19 protein-coding genes are annotated in these 16,634 nt (G+C 59.4%); 14 read left to right on the top strand and 5 right to left on the bottom strand.

Annotation, left to right across the window (positions count from 1 at the left end):
* Positions 1 to 85: 85 nt before the first annotated feature.
* Positions 86 to 889, top strand: a complete 804-nt coding sequence (locus ACR6A7_RS11935; RefSeq protein ID WP_434125054.1) for a hypothetical protein — start codon at positions 86 to 88, stop codon at positions 887 to 889.
* A 64-nt stretch (positions 890 to 953) separates the two neighbouring features.
* On the opposite strand, the gene pspF is transcribed toward ACR6A7_RS11935, so the two are convergent.
* On the bottom strand, positions 954 to 1,943 hold the full coding sequence (gene pspF / locus ACR6A7_RS11930; RefSeq protein ID WP_434125053.1) for a phage shock protein operon transcriptional activator: 990 nt from the start codon (positions 1,941 to 1,943) through the stop codon (positions 954 to 956).
* 163 nt (positions 1,944 to 2,106) lie between these two features.
* On the opposite strand from pspF, the gene pspA reads away from it, so the two are divergent.
* The 7 genes from pspA (at position 2,107) to tyrR (ending at position 7,854) form a co-directional block, all read left to right on the top strand.
* On the top strand, positions 2,107 to 2,772 hold the full coding sequence (gene pspA, locus ACR6A7_RS11925) for a phage shock protein PspA (protein ID WP_434125052.1): 666 nt from the start codon (positions 2,107 to 2,109) through the stop codon (positions 2,770 to 2,772).
* A gap of 36 nt (positions 2,773 to 2,808) precedes the next feature.
* The gene (gene pspB, locus ACR6A7_RS11920; protein WP_033746941.1) at positions 2,809 to 3,033 is read left to right on the top strand and encodes an envelope stress response membrane protein PspB; all 225 of its coding nucleotides are present in this window, start codon (positions 2,809 to 2,811) and stop codon (positions 3,031 to 3,033) included.
* Positions 3,030 to 3,377, top strand: a complete 348-nt coding sequence (gene pspC / locus ACR6A7_RS11915; protein WP_434125051.1) for an envelope stress response membrane protein PspC — start codon at positions 3,030 to 3,032, stop codon at positions 3,375 to 3,377. The genes pspB and pspC overlap by 4 nt, the downstream gene beginning before the upstream one ends.
* 56 nt (positions 3,378 to 3,433) lie before the next feature.
* Entirely contained in the window at positions 3,434 to 3,679 is a 246-nt protein-coding gene (gene pspD, locus ACR6A7_RS11910; RefSeq protein WP_033746947.1) for a phage shock protein PspD, read from the top strand.
* Positions 3,663 to 5,057, top strand: coding sequence for a YcjX family GTP-binding protein (locus ACR6A7_RS11905; protein WP_434125050.1), 1,395 nt, complete (start codon positions 3,663 to 3,665; stop codon positions 5,055 to 5,057). The genes pspD and ACR6A7_RS11905 overlap by 17 nt, the downstream gene beginning before the upstream one ends.
* Complete coding sequence (locus ACR6A7_RS11900) at positions 5,054 to 6,121, top strand: TIGR01620 family protein (protein WP_434125049.1); 1,068 nt, start codon at positions 5,054 to 5,056, stop codon at positions 6,119 to 6,121. The genes ACR6A7_RS11905 and ACR6A7_RS11900 overlap by 4 nt, the downstream gene beginning before the upstream one ends.
* A gap of 146 nt (positions 6,122 to 6,267) precedes the next feature.
* Entirely contained in the window at positions 6,268 to 7,854 is a 1,587-nt protein-coding gene (gene tyrR / locus ACR6A7_RS11895) for a transcriptional regulator TyrR (protein ID WP_434125048.1), read from the top strand.
* Positions 7,855 to 7,872: 18 nt separating this feature from the next.
* Here tyrR and tpx read toward each other — a convergent pair whose 3' ends face one another.
* The gene (tpx, locus tag ACR6A7_RS11890) at positions 7,873 to 8,376 is read right to left on the bottom strand and encodes a thiol peroxidase (RefSeq protein ID WP_434125047.1); all 504 of its coding nucleotides are present in this window, start codon (positions 8,374 to 8,376) and stop codon (positions 7,873 to 7,875) included.
* A gap of 143 nt (positions 8,377 to 8,519) precedes the next feature.
* On the opposite strand from tpx, the gene ycjG reads away from it, so the two are divergent.
* Positions 8,520 to 9,503 (top strand): L-Ala-D/L-Glu epimerase, encoded by a 984-nt coding sequence (gene ycjG / locus ACR6A7_RS11885; RefSeq protein ID WP_434125046.1) that lies wholly within the window; start codon positions 8,520 to 8,522, stop codon positions 9,501 to 9,503.
* Here the strand turns inward: ycjG and mpaA are convergent.
* The gene (gene mpaA / locus ACR6A7_RS11880; RefSeq protein ID WP_434125045.1) at positions 9,478 to 10,185 is read right to left on the bottom strand and encodes a murein tripeptide amidase MpaA; all 708 of its coding nucleotides are present in this window, start codon (positions 10,183 to 10,185) and stop codon (positions 9,478 to 9,480) included. The two genes, ycjG and mpaA, sit on opposite strands and share 26 nt — an antisense overlap.
* A gap of 156 nt (positions 10,186 to 10,341) precedes the next feature.
* Between mpaA and ACR6A7_RS11875 the strand changes: the two genes are divergently transcribed.
* From ACR6A7_RS11875 to ACR6A7_RS11865, 3 genes are all read left to right on the top strand, one after another.
* Complete coding sequence (locus tag ACR6A7_RS11875; RefSeq protein ID WP_434125044.1) at positions 10,342 to 11,961, top strand: peptide ABC transporter substrate-binding protein; 1,620 nt, start codon at positions 10,342 to 10,344, stop codon at positions 11,959 to 11,961.
* Positions 11,962 to 12,080: 119 nt separating this feature from the next.
* Positions 12,081 to 13,064: a zinc transporter ZntB gene (gene zntB / locus ACR6A7_RS11870; protein WP_434125043.1), complete on the top strand. Its 984-nt coding sequence runs from the start codon at positions 12,081 to 12,083 to the stop codon at positions 13,062 to 13,064.
* A 305-nt stretch (positions 13,065 to 13,369) separates the two neighbouring features.
* Complete coding sequence (locus tag ACR6A7_RS11865; RefSeq protein WP_434125042.1) at positions 13,370 to 13,516, top strand: hypothetical protein; 147 nt, start codon at positions 13,370 to 13,372, stop codon at positions 13,514 to 13,516.
* Between the two features lie 51 nt (positions 13,517 to 13,567).
* Here ACR6A7_RS11865 and ttcA read toward each other — a convergent pair whose 3' ends face one another.
* Positions 13,568 to 14,497 (bottom strand): tRNA 2-thiocytidine(32) synthetase TtcA, encoded by a 930-nt coding sequence (ttcA, locus tag ACR6A7_RS11860; protein ID WP_434125041.1) that lies wholly within the window; start codon positions 14,495 to 14,497, stop codon positions 13,568 to 13,570.
* Positions 14,498 to 14,529: 32 nt separating this feature from the next.
* Here ttcA and ACR6A7_RS11855 point away from each other — a divergent pair, with 32 nt between their 5' ends.
* On the top strand, positions 14,530 to 14,739 hold the full coding sequence (locus ACR6A7_RS11855) for a hypothetical protein (protein ID WP_434125040.1): 210 nt from the start codon (positions 14,530 to 14,532) through the stop codon (positions 14,737 to 14,739).
* A gap of 176 nt (positions 14,740 to 14,915) precedes the next feature.
* Positions 14,916 to 15,239 (top strand): colicin E1 family microcin immunity protein, encoded by a 324-nt coding sequence (locus tag ACR6A7_RS11850; RefSeq protein ID WP_434125039.1) that lies wholly within the window; start codon positions 14,916 to 14,918, stop codon positions 15,237 to 15,239.
* 34 nt (positions 15,240 to 15,273) lie between these two features.
* Here the strand turns inward: ACR6A7_RS11850 and ACR6A7_RS11845 are convergent, their stop codons facing one another.
* Complete coding sequence (locus ACR6A7_RS11845) at positions 15,274 to 16,383, bottom strand: colicin-like pore-forming protein (protein WP_434125038.1); 1,110 nt, start codon at positions 16,381 to 16,383, stop codon at positions 15,274 to 15,276.
* Positions 16,384 to 16,634: the final 251 nt, after the last annotated feature.

Raw genomic sequence — 16,634 nt, 5'->3', positions numbered from 1 at the left:
GCGACGCGCTCTGGTTAGTGACGAGAGAAACGTTGTACGGCAGGCCCGTGGGAAGTCGTAAGCAACAGGATATAAAGGAGAGACAATGAAGAGCAAAATCGCGGCTGCCACTATGCTGCTGGTAGGAGGATGGAGTGGCGCGGGACACTGTCATGGACTGTCGGCCACCTCCGGTTCGACGGTCCTGTTCGGAGGTGGCGCTTCCACCACAGTTGTTATGCTCACCCAGCTTCAGGCGATCATGTGGGATCAGACGCCCGACGCCAGCGATGTCAGCAAGAATATGGCTGATGCCGTCATGGCCGCGCACACGACCGATGTCGTGGAACAGGTCAAGTGCTACAATGCGGCGGGAAATTATTTGGGAACGGTGAGTTTAACGTCGTGGCGTACTAACTATGCCGCTCCGTCTGGTAGCTATAAATGTACGATGGATAGTGCATCCGTTACCAACAAGGGAAGCAACGATATCTGGCCAGCCTACGTGGGCTTTATCGCTGCAAGCTACGGCGGAGCAACGACCAGCGGGGCATGGCAGTACAGCGCTTCCATTCCCGGACAGAAATCATGCTCAGCCACGGTGAATGACGTGGACTTTGGCACTGTCGTCAACGGAGAGGACTTCTACAAAGATCTTGTTATGACGATGTCTGACCCTAATGGCACCATTACAATAACGGGAAAGGACTTCGATGGGGTGGGCAAGCTAATGCTTGGAGGTAACCGGTTCTTGTTGGTGACGGCTGCTAAAGATACCCCAGTCGGTTCCAATTCTTGGGTCGTCCATGGCTCGCAGAATGTGACTATACCGCTACTTTTGATAGATAAAGTTGTAATCAATCCGGGTCGATATACGTCCACAGTCACCGCTACCCTGACCTGCGAGTAACAGACACAGAGAAAGCGGCTTATGTTCAGGCGGCCAGGCTGTTTCTGTGGGATGCGGGATACCATCACGCCTTTTCTATCCCGTGCTTCTTCACTATCGCTCGTAGCTGATGATAGGTCACGCCCAGCAGCTCCGCGGCGCGGCGCTGATTATATTTCGCCTGCTGCAGGCTGGCTTCCACCAGCGCGCGCTCCTGCTGGTTCTGCCACAGGCGCAGATCGAGCGGCAGAGCGGGCAGGGCACTTAAGGAGGCGTCCGGCGCAGCGGTCACGGGCTGCGCGCGCGGCGCAAAGGGATTGATAATAATCCGGTCCAGCGGCTCGTCGCTGCTGTGATGACGGTAAACCGAACGCTCCACCACGTTTTTTAGCTCGCGCACGTTGCCCGGCCACTGATACGCCAGCAGCGTCTCCTGCGCCTCGGGCGTAAAGCCCGGAAACAGCGGCAGGCCTAGCTCGCGGCACATCTGAATAGCGAAATGCTCCGCCATCACCAGAATATCGCTGCGCCGCTCGCGCAAAGGCGGCAGCTGCACCACGTCAAAGGCGAGGCGGTCGAGCAGATCGGCGCGGAATTTTCCCGCCGCCGCCAGCGCGGGCAGATCCTCGTTGGTGGCGCACACCAGACGCACGTTAACCTGCAGCGCGTGATTGCCGCCGACGCGCTCCAGCTGGCCATACTCGATAACGCGCAGCAGCTTCTCCTGCACCAGCATCGGCGCGGTCGCCAGTTCGTCGAGAAACAGCGTGCCGCCATCCGCCCGCTCGAAGCGGCCCAGATGGCGCTTCTGCGCGCCGGTAAAGGCGCCCGCCTCATGGCCGAACAGCTCGGAGTCGAGCAGGTTTTCGTTCAGCGCGGCGCAGTTAAGCGAAATAAAGGGGCCCTGCCAGCGGTCGGAGAGGTAATGCAGGCGGCTGGCGATCAGCTCTTTGCCGGTGCCGCGCTCGCCCACCACCAGCACCGGCTTATCCAGCGGCGCCAGCATAGAGACCTGCTCGAGCACTTCGAGAAAGTTATTGGATTCGCCTAACAGGTTATCGTTACTGTCTGCCATGATGAAATTCACCACCTCTTAATCAATTTCACTACCTTACGCGACCTGCGCAACGCTGTAAAATATAAATATCCAGAATAATCAGGTATATAAAAACTGGCACGCCTTTTGAATATAACAATCAGCGCATCGCGCACCAACATAATCAAAGAGGAACATCATTATGGGTATTTTTTCTCGTTTCGCCGACATCGTTAACGCCAACATCAATTCGCTGCTGGAGCGTGCGGAAGATCCGCAGAAACTGGTACGCCTGATGATTCAGGAAATGGAAGACACGCTGATTGAAGTGCGCTCCACCTCGGCGCGCGCGCTGGCGGAGAAAAAACAGCTGAACCGCCGCATCGAACAGGCGGAAACCCAGCAGGCCGAATGGCAGGAAAAAGCGGAGCTGGCGCTGCGCAAAGAAAAAGAGGATCTGGCGCGTGCGGCGCTGATCGAAAAACAGAAGCTGACCGACCTGATCGCCTCGCTGCAGCAGGAAGTGGTCCATGTCGAAGAGACGCTGGAGCGCATGAAGGGCGAAATCGGCGAGCTGGAGAAAAAGCTGAGCGAAACCCGCGCCCGTCAGCAGGCGCTGACCCTGCGTCATCAGGCTGCTTCTTCCTCGCGCGACGCGCGTCGTCAGCTCGACAGCGGCAAGCTGGATGAAGCCATGGCGCGCTTTGAATCTTTTGAGCGCCGCATCGACCATATGGAGGCGGAGGCGGAAAGTCAGCGTTTCGGCAAGTCGAAATCGCTGGACGCGCAGTTCGCCGATCTGCAGGCCGATGACGAAATCAGCCAGCAGCTGGAAGCGCTGAAAGCCAAACTGAACCGTAGCGAATAACACTATTTGATCTGCGAGAGTGATTAAGGAGAGTCAATGAGCGCACTTTTTCTCGCTATACCGCTGACCATTTTCGTGCTGTTTGTCGCGCCGATCTGGTTATGGCTGCACTACAGCAATCGCCGCAGCGGCAATGAACTGTCGGCAGGCGATCTTCAGCGCCTGCAGCAGCTGACGCAGGATGCAGAACGTATGCGCGACCGCATCCATGCGCTGGAGTCTATTCTCGACGCCGAGCATCCCAACTGGAGGCAGCCATGATCAAACGCAAGCTGTGGCGCAAGCCGGAGGAAGGGAAGCTGATGGGCGTCTGCGCCGGCGTGGCGGAGTACCTGGATATCCCGGTGCGGCTGCTGCGCGTTATCGTGGTGCTGTCGCTGTTCTTCGGCCTGTTCGCGATTACCCTCTGCGCCTACTTCATTCTGGGGTTCGTGCTTGAGGTAAAACCGGCGGATGCCGAAGAGGGCGCGGCGAAGCCCAACGCCGGCGAACTGCTCGACCGGCTGGAAAGCGCGCTGCGGCGCGATGAGTACAGCGTGCGCGAGATCGAACGCTACGTCACCTCTGAAACCTTCAGCGTGCGCAGCCGCTTTCGCCAGCTCTGACTTTCCCTGAACGGGGCCGCTTCGGCCCCGTTATCCCCGTCAACCGGAGGTATACTTTGTTATATTCACGCACGTCCTCTTTTCGCCGCCGCGCGACCCCCGCGTTGAAGTCGGTCGGGAAATTCATCATTATCAATGCCGTGAGCTATGGACCGGCCGGACTGACCGGCTGGGCGGTCAAATCGGTGGCGCGTCGCCCGCTGCGCATTCTGCTTTCCCTGGCGCTGGAGCCGTTGCTGCAGCGCGTGATGAAGCGGGCGGCGGCGCGCTTCATCAGGGAAAAAGATGATAAACAAGTCTGAACTACTGTCACTCCTCAACCGCGGCGCGGATCGTCATCTGCGCCTGGCGGTCACCGGCCTGAGCCGCAGCGGGAAAACCGCCTTTATCACCTCACTGGTCAACCAGCTGCTTAACGTGCACAGCGGCGCGCGGCTGCCGCTCTTTTCCGTGGTGCGCGACGAACGCCTGCTGGGCGTGAAGCGCATTCCGCAGCGCGATATGGGCACGGCGCGCTTCACCTACGACGAAGGGCTGGCGCAGCTTTACGGCACGCCGCCCGCCTGGCCGACGCCGACGCGCGGCGTCAGCGAAATGCGGCTGGCGCTGCGCTACCGCTCGCAGGATTCGCTGCTGCGCCACTTCAAAGAGAGCGCCACGCTTTATCTGGAAATCGTCGACTATCCCGGCGAATGGCTGCTCGATCTGCCGATGCTGGCGCAGGATTATCTCGACTGGTCGCGGCAGATGGTCGGGCTGTTACAGGGCGATCGCGCCCAGTGGGCGCAGCCGTGGCGCGAACTCTGCGCGTCGCTCGATCCCTTTGCGCCCGCCGATGAAAACCGGCTGGCCGCCATCGCCGCCGCCTGGACCGACTACCTGCACCGCTGCAAGGCCGAAGGGCTGCACTTTATCCAGCCGGGGCGCTTTGTGCTGCCGGGCGAGATGGCGGGCGCGCCCGCGCTGCAGTTTTTCCCCTGGCCGCTGGCGGACGAGGCGGAACGCGGCAAGCTGGCGCAGGCTGATAAAGGCAGCAACTTCGCCATGCTGCAGCAGCGCTTTCGCTACTACTGTCAGCACGTGGTGAAGGACTTTTACCGCAATCACTTCCTGCGCTTCGACCGCCAGATCGTGCTGGTGGACTGCCTGCAGCCGTTGAACAGCGGCCCGCAGGCGTTTAACGACATGCGGTTGGCGCTGACGCAGCTGATGCAGAGTTTCCACTACGGACAGCGCACTCTGTTCCGCCGGCTCTTTTCGCCGGTGATCGACAGACTGCTGTTCGCCGCCACCAAAGCGGACCATATCACCGCCGATCAGCACGCCAATATGGTGTCGCTGCTGCAGCAGCTGGTGCAGGACGCGTGGCAAAACGCCGCCTTTGAGGGCATCAGCATGAATTGCGTCGGCCTGGCGTCAGTGCAGGCGACCCAGAGCGGGCTGGTGGATCACCGCGGTGAAAAGATCCCGGCGCTGCGCGGCGAGCGGCTGGCGGACGGCGAGGCGCTGACCTTCTATCCAGGCGAAGTGCCGCCGCGCCTGCCTGGCCACGCCTTCTGGCAGCAGCAGGGGTTTCAGTTTGAACAGTTCCGGCCGCAGCCGCTCGATATCGATCGACCGCTGCCCCATATCCGCATGGACGCCGCGCTGGAATTTTTATTAGGAGACAAGCTGCGATGAACGATGAACAACTTAAGCCGCGTATCGATTTCGCCCGCCCGCTGGACGCCCCGCGCGAGCCCGCGCTGCGTCCGGCGCAGGCGTTCGAGGGCGAGGCGCGCCAGGCGTTTCTCGCCCTCGACGAGCAGGCTGACGAGGTGGCAGAAGAGGGCGCAGGCGAGCGGGCGGTGGAGCAGGCGCTGCGGCCGAAGCGCAGCCTGTGGCGTCGGCTGATCGGCGCAGGTGTGGCGCTGTTCGCCGTCAGCGTCGCGGCAAACAGCGTCCAGTGGATGCACGACGCCTGGCTGACGCGCGACTGGTTTGCGCTCGGCAGCGGCGCGGCGGGCGCCTTGATTGTGATCGCTGGCGTCGGCGCGCTGACCAGCGAGTGGCGCCGCCTCTATAAGCTGCGCGCCCGCGCCGAAACGCGCGACGTCGGACGCGAGCTGCTGCACAGCCATAGCGTCGGCAAAGGGCGCGCCTTCTGCGAAAAACTGGCGCAGCAGGCGGGTCTGGACCAGGCGCATCCGGCGCTGCAGCGCTGGCACGCTTCGCTGCATGAAACCCAGAACGACCGCGAAACCGTCACGCTCTACGCGCAGCTGGTGCAGCCGGTGCAGGACCGCCAGGCGCGGCGCGAAATCGGCCGTCACGCCGCCGAGTCAACGCTGATGATCGCCGTCAGCCCGCTGGCGCTGGTGGATATGGCGTTTATCGCCTGGCGCAACCTGCGGTTGGTCAACCGCATCGCCGCCATCTACGGCATTGAGCTGGGCTATTTCAGTCGGCTGCGGCTCTTCCGGCTGGTGCTGCTGAATATGGCGTTCGCTGGCGCGTCGGAGCTGGTGCGCGAAGTCGGCATGGACTGGATGTCGCAGGATATCGCCGCCCGGCTCTCCGCGCGCGCCGCGCAGGGCATCGGCGCCGGTCTGCTCACCGCGCGGCTCGGCATCAAGGCGATGGAGCTGTGCCGTCCGCTGCCCTGGCTGGAGGAGGATAAGCCGCGGCTGGGCGACTTCCGCCGCGATCTTATCAGCCAGCTTAAAGAGACGCTGCCGAAAAGCGGCGCGAAACGCGAAGGCTAAGCGCCTTTTCCTGCTGGTGCGCCGCCGCTGGCGCGGCGCGCACCGCAGGATGAACACACCTGTCAACTTTTGCTTCCACGCCTCTTCAGACCTGCCGCAAGTTAGCGTATTATCTCCCGATTCTTCACCTGACTAAGGCCATCGCAATGCGTCTTGAAGTCTTCTGCCAGGACCGCATCGGTCTGGCGCGCGAGCTGCTCGATCTGCTGGTCGCCCGCAACATCGATTTACGCGGCATTGAAATCGCGGCGCTCGGCCGTATTTACCTTAACTTCTCTGCGCTTGAATTCGACCAGTTCAGCAGCCTGATGGCGGAGATCCGCCGCACCCCCGGCGTGACCGACGTGCGCACCGTCGCCTATATGCCGTCGGAGCGGGAGCACCGCGCCCTGAGCGCGCTGCTGGTCGCCATGCCGGAGCCGGTTTTTTCGATTGATTTGAAAAGCAAAGTCGAGCTGGCCAACCCGGCCGCGCAGAACCTGTTCGATCTTGACGAGCAAAAAATTCGCAACCACAGCGCGGGCAACCTGATCAGCGGCTTTAACTTTCAGCGCTGGCTGGAGAGCGACCGCGTCGAGGCGCAGGCGCAGCATGTGGTGATCGACGGCCGCGACTTCCTGATGGAGGCGCGTCCTATCTACCTGACCGCCGACGAAGGCGCAGGCGATCAGCCGGTCGGCGCCATGGTGATGCTGAAATCCACCGCCCGCATGGGGCGTCAGCTGCAAAACCTGGTGGTCACCGACGAGTCGGAGTTTGACCATATCATCGCCGTAACGCCGAAGATGCGTCAGGTGATCGATCAGGCGCGCAAGCTGGCGATGCACGATGCGCCGCTGCTGATCGTCGGCGATACCGGCACCGGCAAAGATATGCTGGCGCGCGCCTGCCACCTGCGCAGCGCGCGCGGCAAGAAGCCGTTCCTGGCGCTTAACTGCGCCTCGCTGCCGGACGACGTCGCGGAGAGCGAGCTGTTCGGCCATGCCGCTGGCGCCTATCCCAACGCCCTCGAAGGGAAAAAGGGCTTCTTCGAGCAGGCCAACGGCGGCTCGGTGCTGCTTGACGAGATCGGCGAAATGTCGCCGCGCATGCAGACCAAGCTGCTGCGCTTTCTTAACGACGGCACTTTCCGCCGCGTCGGGGAGGAGCATGAGGTGCATGTCGACGTGCGCGTCATCTGCGCCACCCAGAAGAACCTGATCGAGCTGGTGCAGCGCGGCGAGTTCCGCGAAGATCTCTTTTATCGTCTGAACGTGCTGACGCTGCATCTGCCGCCGCTGCGCGAGCGCCCGCTCGACATTCTGCCGCTGACCGAGATGTTTGTGGCGCGCTTTGCCGACGAGCAGGGCATTCCGCGTCCGCGCCTCTCGCCGCAGCTTAACGGCCTGCTGACGCGCTACAACTGGCCGGGCAACGTCCGCCAGCTGAAGAACGCGCTCTATCGCGCGCTGACGCAGCTGGAGGGCCATGAGCTGCGCCCGCAGGATATCGTGCTGCCTGAACAGGCGCTGGACGCCTCGCTGGGCGAAGAGGCGATGGAGGGCACGCTCGACGAGATCACCAGCCGCTTCGAGCGTTCCGTGCTCACCCGGCTTTATCTCTCCTATCCCAGCACCCGTAAGCTGGCGAAACGGCTGGGCGTCTCGCATACGGCTATTGCCAACAAGCTGCGTGAGTATGGGTTAGGGCAGAGGCGCGGCGAGCAGGAGGAGAAGGAGAAAAACGGCGGCTAACCGCCGCCGGGGGTAACGCTACTTCAGTACGGCCAGCGCCGCGTCATAATCGGGTTCCGTGGTGATCTCATCGACCAGCTGGCTGTACAGCACCTTGTCATGCTCATCCAGCACCACCACCGCGCGCGCCGTCAGGCCCGCCAGCGCGCCAGCAGCAATCGCCACGCCATAATCCTGTTTGAATTCCGCGCCGCGCAGCGTCGAGAGCGTCACGACGTTGTTCAGGTTGTCGGCGCCGCAAAAGCGCGACTGCGCAAACGGCAGATCGGCGGAGACGCAGAGCACCACCGTATTGGTCAGATCGCTGGCCAGCTGGTTAAAGCGGCGCACCGAGGCGGCGCAGACGCCGGTGTCGACGCTGGGAAAAATATTCAGAACCTTGCGTTTTCCTGCATACTCAGAGAGCGACACGTCGGCGAGGTTTTTCGCCACCAGCGAAAAGGCTTTCGCCTGCTCGCCTGCCTGGGGAAAGTGACCAGCAACCTCAACCGGGTTGCCCTGAAAATGAACAGTGTGAGACATAACGATTCCTTAAACGTCAGATAACGGACTGCAGCTAAGTATGATGCGAAAAAAAGGTTTATGACATACCTGGAAAAGAGTTACGAGCGGAAAACGCAGATTATCCGAGACGACGCGCAGTTATCGAATGACATGGAGAGAGTATGAGAACGGTAAAAAGCTATCCCGAATCCTGGCCGCTGCATACCCCTTTCGTCATCGCCCGCGGCAGCCGCACCGAAGCGAAAGTGGTGGTGGTGGAGATTGAAGAGGATGGCATCAAAGGCACCGGCGAGGCGACGCCCTATGCCCGCTATGGCGAAACCGAAGCCTCGGTGCTGGCGCAGATTGCCGGGATCCTGCCGACGCTACAGCAGGGCATGACGCGCGAGGCTCTTCAGATGGCGATGCCGGCTGGCGCGGCGCGCAACGCTATCGACAGCGCGCTATGGGATCTGCAGAGCCGCCAGCAGCGCCAGGATCTCTGGGCGTTGAGCGGCGTCGCGGCGCCTGCGCAGGTGGTGACGGCGCAGACCGTCAGCATTGATACCCCCGAAGCGATGGCGAGCAGCGCCCGGGCGCTCTGGCAGCACGGCGCGACGCTGCTGAAAATCAAGCTGGACGACGCCTTTATCACCGAGCGGCTGGTGGCGATCCGCACGGCGGTGCCGCAGGCAACGCTGATTGTCGACGCCAATGAGTCCTGGCAGGCGGAAGGGCTGGCGGCGCGCTGCCAGCTGCTGGCGGATCTGGAGGTGGCGATGCTGGAGCAGCCGCTGCCCGCCGGACAGGATGCGGCGCTGGCGAACTTTATCCATCCGCTGCCGATCTGCGCCGACGAAAGCTGCCATACCCGCGACAGCCTGCCTGCGCTGCAGGGACGCTATGAGATGGTCAATATCAAGCTGGATAAAGCGGGCGGGCTGACCGAAGCGCTGGCGCTGGCCGCAGAGGCGAAGGCGCTCGGGCTGGAGGTGATGCTCGGCTGCATGATCTGCACTTCACGGGCGATTCATGCCGCGCTGCCGCTGGCACCGGGGGCGCGCTTCGCTGACCTCGACGGGCCGACCTGGCTGGCGGTGGATGTTGAACCGGCCATTCAGGTCAGCGGCGGCAAAGTGGTTATCGCTGCCAGCGCAGCAGGCTGATCATCGGCTCCAGATAGCGCTCCGTCGCTTCATCCACTGAAATGGCCGGCATCTCGGCGGTAATGCAGGGCAGGCCGAGGTCGTTGCACCAGCTGCCGAACGAGCCGGGCGTGTCATAGCCGACGCTGCCTACCAGCGGCAGCGCGGTCTGCTGCGCCAGCCAGTGGCCGAGCGCGCTGCCGCGCGGATCGTCGATACAGGCCAGCGGCTCGTGCCAGGAGACCACCCAGCGCGGCTTCAGCCCGTGGATCAGCTCGCACAGCGCCTGCGTCTCCGGCTCCGAGCCGGGCCGATCGCCGGCCGAGAGCAGCACGTCACGCGCCTCAGCGGCGCTGTTCCAGCGATAGACCGTCTCGCCGCTCTGCCAGTTGGCCGCCGGAAAGTTGCGGTTGAGATCGACGCCGTGCGCGTTGGCGCGCAGGCCCAGCTGACAGCCGTCCGGATTGACCGCCAGCACCACGTGATGACGGCGCAGCCGGTCCGGCAGCGTGCGCATCGCGGCGGACAGGGTGGCGACGGCGGCGTTTTCATCACCGTGGGTGCCCGCCAGGATAAGCCCGCTGTCGCTATCGGCGGCCGGTGCGGGAAACCAGAGCAGCGGCGCGCCCAGCACGCTGTCGCCGTAGCGCTGGTATGGAATCTCAAGTTTGCCGCGTCGCGGTCGCGGATGTAACACCGTCATCGGCTTTCTCCTTTAATGCCCTGTTCAGACAAAGTAGCGGAAAAGATGCGCGCGGAAAATCGCTATTTATCCTTCAGCCATTTGCGCTACAGTGCCTGGGTCATGCTGCGCCCTGCAGTGCGTTGCGCAGCGCTTCATTAGGGTAAGGGAGTGAAGATGAAAAGCACATTTCGCAAGACGCTGACGGCGCTGATCCTCGCCGCTGTCGCGACGCCGACGCTGGCGGCGCAGCTGCCGGCTGGCGCGCAGCTGGCCGCCCGGCAGGAGATCGTCCGCCATATCAAAGATGAGCCCGCCTCGCTCGATCCGATGAAAGCGGTCGGCCTGCCGGAAATTCAGGTGATCCGCGATCTTTTCGAAGGGCTGACCAACCAGGATGCGCAGGGCAATATCGTGCCGGGCGTGGCTGAAAGCTGGAGCAGCAGCGACAATAAAACCTGGATTTTTACGCTGCGCGGCAACGCGAAATGGTCCAACGGCGAGCCGGTGACGGCGCAGGATTTTGTCTACAGCTGGCAGCGTCTGGTCGAGCCGAAAAACAGTTCGCCTTTTGCCTGGTTCGCCGGGCTGGCGGGCATCAGCAACGCGGGCGCGATAACCAAAGGCGAGATGCCGGCGGATCGGCTCGGCGTCAGCGCCGTCGACGCGCAGCATCTTAAAGTGACGCTCGATCGGCCGGTGCCCTGGTTCCCGGCGCTGGCGGCCAACGTGGCGCTCTTCCCGGTGCCGCAGCGCGTTATCGCCAGCGCAGGCGACGGCTGGACCATGCCCGGCAAGCTGGTGGGCAACGGCGCCTATCAGCTGGAATCGCGCGTGGTGAATGAGAAGATCGTGCTGACGCGCAATCCCGCCTACTGGGACGACGCGCATTCGGTGCTGACCAAAGTGACCTTTATCCCCATCAACGAAGAGTCGAGCGCAACCAAGCGCTACCGGGCAGGCGATATCGACATCACCGAATCATTCCCAAAAAACCTGTATGCGCAGCTGAAAAAAACGCTGCCGGGCGAGGTCTATACACCTGACCAGCTCGGCACCTACTACTACGCCTTCAACACCCAGAAAGGCGCCACGGCGGATGCGCGCGTGCGCAAGGCGCTGTCGTGGAGCATCGACCGCCGCATCATTGCGGAAAAAGTGCTGGGCACCGGCGAGAAGCCCGCCTGGCGCTTTACCCCCGACGTGACCGCAGGCTTCAAGCCCGCGCAGTCCTATATCGAGCAGCACAGCCAGCAGGAGCTTAACGCTCAGGCGAAGGCGCTGCTGGCTGCCGCTGGCTACGGCCCCGACCGACCGCTGCACCTGACGCTGCTCTACAACACCTCGGAAAGCCATCAGAAAATCGCTATCGCCGTCGCGTCGATGTGGAAGAAGAACCTGGGCGTTCAGGTGACGCTACAGAATCAGGAGTGGAAGACCTATATCGACAGCCGCAACAGCGGCAATTTCGACGTGATCCGCGCCTCCTGGGTGGGCGACTACAATGAGCCCTCTACCTTTCTCAGCCTGCTGACCAGCGGCAACAGCAGTAATATCGCGCGCTTCAGCAACGCCGACTACGACGCGGTGCTCGCCAGAGCGAGCGGCGAAACCCAGGCTGAGGCGCGCAACAGCGACTACAACAAGGCTGAGCAGATTCTGGCGGACCAGGCGCCGATCGCGCCGATCTACCAGTACACCAACGGCCGCCTGATCAAGCCGTGGGTGAAAGGCTATCCCATCAACAATCCTGAAGATGTCGCCTACAGCCGCGAACTGTGGATCGAAAAACACTAAGCCCGGGGCGGCCTGCCAGGCAGGCCGCCTGCAGACATCTTTGCTCACAGCCTGATGATTGCAACTCAACCGCGCCGCGCTAGACTGTATCGTATTGATTTTTTTAGTGAGGCAAGTGAGTGAACGTCATTGAAGGCAAAGCGTTGCAGGTATCCGACGCCATAATCGCCTGCCAGCTTGATGGCAAGGGCGGCGTGATCCCCATTGAAGATAAGGACGTCATCCACTGCGAGCGTCCCTGCTGGCTGCATCTTAACTATACCCATCGCGAGAGCGCCGACTGGCTGCAGTCTACGCCGCTGATCCCCGACACGGTGCGCGACGCGCTGGCGGGTGACAGCATGCGGCCGCGCGTCAGCCGCCTTGGCGACGGCTTTATGATCGTACTGCGCAGCGTCAACCACAACGCCGACTCCCGGCCGGAGCAGCTGGTGGCGATGCGGGTCTTTATCAACGACAAGCTGATCGTGTCGACGCGCCGCCGCAAGGTCTATGCGGTGGATGCGGTGCTGACCGATCTGCAAAACGGCAACGGGCCGGAAGATGGCGGCAGCTGGCTGGTGGATATCTGCGACGCGCTGACCGATCACGCCAGCGAATTTATCGAAGAGCTGCACGACAAAATTATCGTGCTGGAGGATGCGCTGCTGGACCAGCGCGTGCCGGCGCGCGGCGAACTGTCGCTGCTGCGCAAGCAGCTGATCGTGATGCGGCGCTATATGACGCCGCAGCGCGACGTCTATTCGCGCCTCGCCAGCGAGAAGCTGCCGTGGATGGATGACAGCGACCGCCGCCGTATGCAGGAGGTCTCCGACAGGCTAGGGCGCGGGCTGGACGATCTCGACGCTGGCGTGGCGCGCACCGCCGTACTGGCCGATGAGGTCGCCTCGCAGATGGCGGAGGCGATGAACCGCCGCACCTATACCATGTCGCTGCTGGCAATGATCTTTCTGCCGACGACGTTTTTAACCGGGCTGTTTGGCGTTAACCTCGGCGGCATTCCGGGCGCCAACTGGCATTTTGGCTTTAGCATGTTCTGCCTGCTGCTGCTGATCATGATTGTCGGCGTCGCCTGGTGGCTAAGACGGCGGCACTGGCTGTGACGATAATGTAATCAAATGGTTGCTGAGGTTAAGGGCAGGAGAATAATGCGCGGCAAGAGGCAAAAAGGGAAAAAAAGCTGATCGAGGTCAATAACCTCCCCGGGCAACAGCGGCAAACTCAGTCCCGCAGGTGAATGCAACGTCAAGCGATGGGCGTTGCGCTCCATATTGTCTTACTTCCTTTTTAGAATTACTGCATAGCACATATTAATTCGATACGCCGGCCTTATCCGCCGGCTTTTTTTTTGCCCCTGCGGCTGAGTTGTACCTATGCTTAAAGGACAACGAACACAGAGGAGCAGGGTATGACATCCATTTTCGCCAGCGATCCGATTCCTACCGATCCCGTCCCAATCCCCGATCCCATGCCGCAGCCGCCGCCGAGTCCGCAACCGGATCCGCAGCCAGAACCCGGTTATCCGCCCATCCTCGATCCTGAGCCGCACAGGTAAAAAAAAAGGCGCGCTGACTGAACCGCGCGCCTTTTTTATTTCGGCGCCTAATTAGGGCAGCTGCAGCACGTCGAGGCGTACCGTCGGCGCCGCATCCTCCTCTTCCTGCCAGCCAGCAGGCTGCACCGGCAGCGTTTCGCGGTCAAAAGCGAGATCGCCGCCGTCTACGACCGCATCGCCGTGCTGGATGCCTTTAAAATCGAACAGCGCGGTATCCGCCAGGTGTGACGGCACAACGTTTTGCATCGCGCTGAACATCGTCTCAAGCCGTCCCGGATAGCGCTTGTCCCAGTCGCGTAGCATATCGCCGATCACCTGGCGCTGCAGGTTTGGCTGCGATCCGCAGAGGTTACACGGGATAATCGGGAACTTGCGCGCCTCAGAGAAGCGTACAATATCTTTTTCCCGGCAGTAGGCCAGCGGGCGGATAACAATATGCTTGCCGTCGTCGCTCATCAGCTTCGGCGGCATGCCTTTCATTTTCCCGCCATAGAACATGTTCAACAACAGCGTCTGCATAATGTCATCGCGATGGTGGCCCAGCGCGATTTTCGTGCAGCCCAGCTCGGTGGCGGTGCGATAGAGAATGCCGCGGCGCAGGCGCGAACAGAGCGAGCAGGTGGTTTTGCCTTCCGGGATTTTCTCTTTGACGATGGAGTAGGTGTCTTCCTCGACGATTTTGTATTCGACGCCCAGCGATTCCAGATATTCCGGCAGGATATGCCCCGGGAAGCCCGGCTGTTTCTGGTCGAGGTTGACCGCCACCAGGGAGAAATTAACCGGCGCGCTCTGCTGCAGATTGCGCAGGATCTCCAGCAGCGTATAGCTGTCTTTGCCGCCTGACAGGCAGACCATAATGCGGTCGCCCTCTTCAATCATGTTGTAGTCGGCGATAGCGGCGCCGACGTTGCGGCGCAGGCGCTTCTGGAGTTTGTTGAGGTTGTACTGTTCTTTCTTGTCAACCGATTGATTTTCTTGCATTAAGTTATATCTCAGCAACCAAAAGAGGGCAGATGACGCGCAGCGCTTCGGCGCGCCATCCTGCTATTCAGCATCGCCAGCAGGCAAAAGTATGCCGCGTATGGTACGGATTACGGCGGCGAATGCCAGCACGTTTTATCGCGATGTTCAGAGTTCTCCTGTACTGGATAGAGGGCAGTGCGGCTTTTGCACGCCTTACCTTTTTGCATGATGAACAAATTGCACCTGCGGATCCTTTGTAAGCTCATACTCCCGGTGGTGAATAACTATTTTGGTGTATGGGTAGGTGGCATTACCTAAAGATGAATTCACTCAAAGTTGATGTCGCTTTAATTATCCTGTGTATAATAACGTCAATTGTTTAGTTGATTTAGTCAGACGCTTGCTGAAGTTTAAAGGAAATTTTCAGGAGGAGAAAATGAAACTAAAATATTATTTTGTCAATTTGCTTATTGGGTTAATTGGCGTTTTAGCTATCGTTCAAGGATGTTATGAGAATCCATATGATCCCGTAAATCAGCTTTGGATGGGATTTGCATTTCTATCGTGGTTAGCGTTTCCATTTGCAAGATTTGCTGTAGAGAATGTCGCCCTGAAATTTACGGAAGAAAATTTCTGGCACCGAGGTTTTTTCAAAGACGATATAGGTAAAAATGGATTGGTTGCACTCTATTGGGTCTTCTGTTTTTTCTTTGCAATACCCCTCTCCTTAGGGGCGATTCCTTTTCTTAAGAAAGGCTGAACACTGTTCAGCCTGTTGTGCTTGCTTTGGGGTATTAAATACCTAAACGCCCATTGATTGTTTCTATAAGTTGTTCATTTACCAGCGCTCCCACTAATGCCATTATCGAAGCAAAACCTATAATACCTAATGGCAAACCAAAGATTGAGGAAAAAGCGAATGCAGTAACAGCACTGGCAACTTTTCCAGCAGTGAGCGCTTCGATTTTGACTAATGCAGGGCGCCAGTTATCAGTCTCAAACCCTCTTTTAACCTCCTGGAAAACACCATATGCATCTGTTGCTTTGCCATAATAACCAAAAGCCTTGCTCATTTTAGATAGCTGAGACGCCATTCGTGCCATATCCACGGAGTTAAGGGCATTAAGGATTGCAGCCCTGTCTGCTGCGCTAAATTTTGCGCCTAAATATGAGCGGTATCTATCATAGGCAACCAGCGCGTTGTCAACATTGCGGATTGTTTTGCCCTTAGCCTGTTCTGCAAGCTCCTGAGCAAGTGCAGCTGCTTGTTGCCCATATTTACCAGTAAGTTCACTGTAGAAATCAGCAACCAGCTTGATGCCGTCTTGCAGATCCAGGGCTTCTTGCGCTTTTTGCTGGCGTGAATAATTAATTGATGCCAGTTCTCGTTGCGCTTTTAGAGAGTCTTGCCTGGCTTTATAAATGCGATTTCCACTTTGAGTGCTATGCGCTAATGTATAATTTTTGCGGATAGTCTCCTTCAATCGCGCAATGCGGGCTTCAGACTGGTCTCCAGTGTAACCTGGGCCAGGTCCTTGCAATGGTGCGTCCTTACGAATGCCGCCGTTATTTCCACGTGCTGACAGAGAACCAAGATCCTGACCATTAGCATCATCTGTTCCAACAGGGAATTGTCCGACTACATTACCATAGTCATCTACAATATAGCCAAAATACAAACCAGGTTGCATGCCTGCAGCTTGCGCTGCAGCCTGTCCAACGATTGATGAAATTACTGTATAAGATTGAAGCTGAGGGTTACTACCTCTGCTACTGCTTCCCCCTGAACCCGCATTATCTCGATTTCCGGCATTTCCTTTGCTACCGCCACCTGGAGCAGGGCCGCCCCTTTCTGAACTCCAGTTCGTACCATCCCCTTGTCCGCCATAATTGAATCCGGCCATATAAAACTCCCTTTTCAAAATTGATCTAAATTAGCGATTAGTTCGCTAGCAATATCTTTCATACATCAGTAAAAGCAATTATTGCAATCAAAATTTAAATGCCTGGGCGTGTAGTTTATGTGGCTGGGAAGGTTAATATTTTTCAGGGTTAATTAACTTTTTTAAAAACCTCCATCCAAAAAAACAAGACACCTAAAATAAGGGGGGTTAGCTAATGTTAGGTAAGGATGATTAATTCTTTGCTGGGGCTA

Source organism: Pantoea phyllosphaerae (genome assembly GCF_051025595.1).
Taxonomy (GTDB): domain Bacteria; phylum Pseudomonadota; class Gammaproteobacteria; order Enterobacterales; family Enterobacteriaceae; genus Pantoea.
Note: the sequence above shows the minus strand (reverse complement) of the source record. Positions and strands in the feature narration are given on the sequence as shown.

Bases quoted from the DNA above. Each gene is read 5' to 3' on its own strand.
- ACR6A7_RS11845 (WP_434125038.1), bottom strand. From the start codon at position 16,383: ATGGCCGGATTCAATTATGGCGGACAAGGGGATGGTACGAACTGGAGT.
- ACR6A7_RS11865 (WP_434125042.1), top strand. From the start codon at position 13,370: ATGACATCCATTTTCGCCAGCGATCCGATTCCTACCGATCCCGTCCCA.
- tyrR (WP_434125048.1), top strand. From the start codon at position 6,268: ATGCGTCTTGAAGTCTTCTGCCAGGACCGCATCGGTCTGGCGCGCGAG.
- ACR6A7_RS11855 (WP_434125040.1), top strand. From the start codon at position 14,530: ATGACGCGCAGCGCTTCGGCGCGCCATCCTGCTATTCAGCATCGCCAG.
- ACR6A7_RS11850 (WP_434125039.1), top strand. From the start codon at position 14,916: ATGAAACTAAAATATTATTTTGTCAATTTGCTTATTGGGTTAATTGGC.
- pspB (WP_033746941.1), top strand. From the start codon at position 2,809: ATGAGCGCACTTTTTCTCGCTATACCGCTGACCATTTTCGTGCTGTTT.
- ttcA (WP_434125041.1), bottom strand. From the start codon at position 14,497: ATGCAAGAAAATCAATCGGTTGACAAGAAAGAACAGTACAACCTCAAC.
- mpaA (WP_434125045.1), bottom strand. From the start codon at position 10,185: ATGACGGTGTTACATCCGCGACCGCGACGCGGCAAACTTGAGATTCCA.
- ACR6A7_RS11935 (WP_434125054.1), top strand. From the start codon at position 86: ATGAAGAGCAAAATCGCGGCTGCCACTATGCTGCTGGTAGGAGGATGG.
- tpx (WP_434125047.1), bottom strand. From the start codon at position 8,376: ATGTCTCACACTGTTCATTTTCAGGGCAACCCGGTTGAGGTTGCTGGT.
- ACR6A7_RS11900 (WP_434125049.1), top strand. From the start codon at position 5,054: ATGAACGATGAACAACTTAAGCCGCGTATCGATTTCGCCCGCCCGCTG.
- pspF (WP_434125053.1), bottom strand. From the start codon at position 1,943: ATGGCAGACAGTAACGATAACCTGTTAGGCGAATCCAATAACTTTCTC.
- pspC (WP_434125051.1), top strand. From the start codon at position 3,030: ATGATCAAACGCAAGCTGTGGCGCAAGCCGGAGGAAGGGAAGCTGATG.
- ACR6A7_RS11875 (WP_434125044.1), top strand. From the start codon at position 10,342: ATGAAAAGCACATTTCGCAAGACGCTGACGGCGCTGATCCTCGCCGCT.
- pspA (WP_434125052.1), top strand. From the start codon at position 2,107: ATGGGTATTTTTTCTCGTTTCGCCGACATCGTTAACGCCAACATCAAT.
- ACR6A7_RS11905 (WP_434125050.1), top strand. From the start codon at position 3,663: ATGATAAACAAGTCTGAACTACTGTCACTCCTCAACCGCGGCGCGGAT.
- ycjG (WP_434125046.1), top strand. From the start codon at position 8,520: ATGAGAACGGTAAAAAGCTATCCCGAATCCTGGCCGCTGCATACCCCT.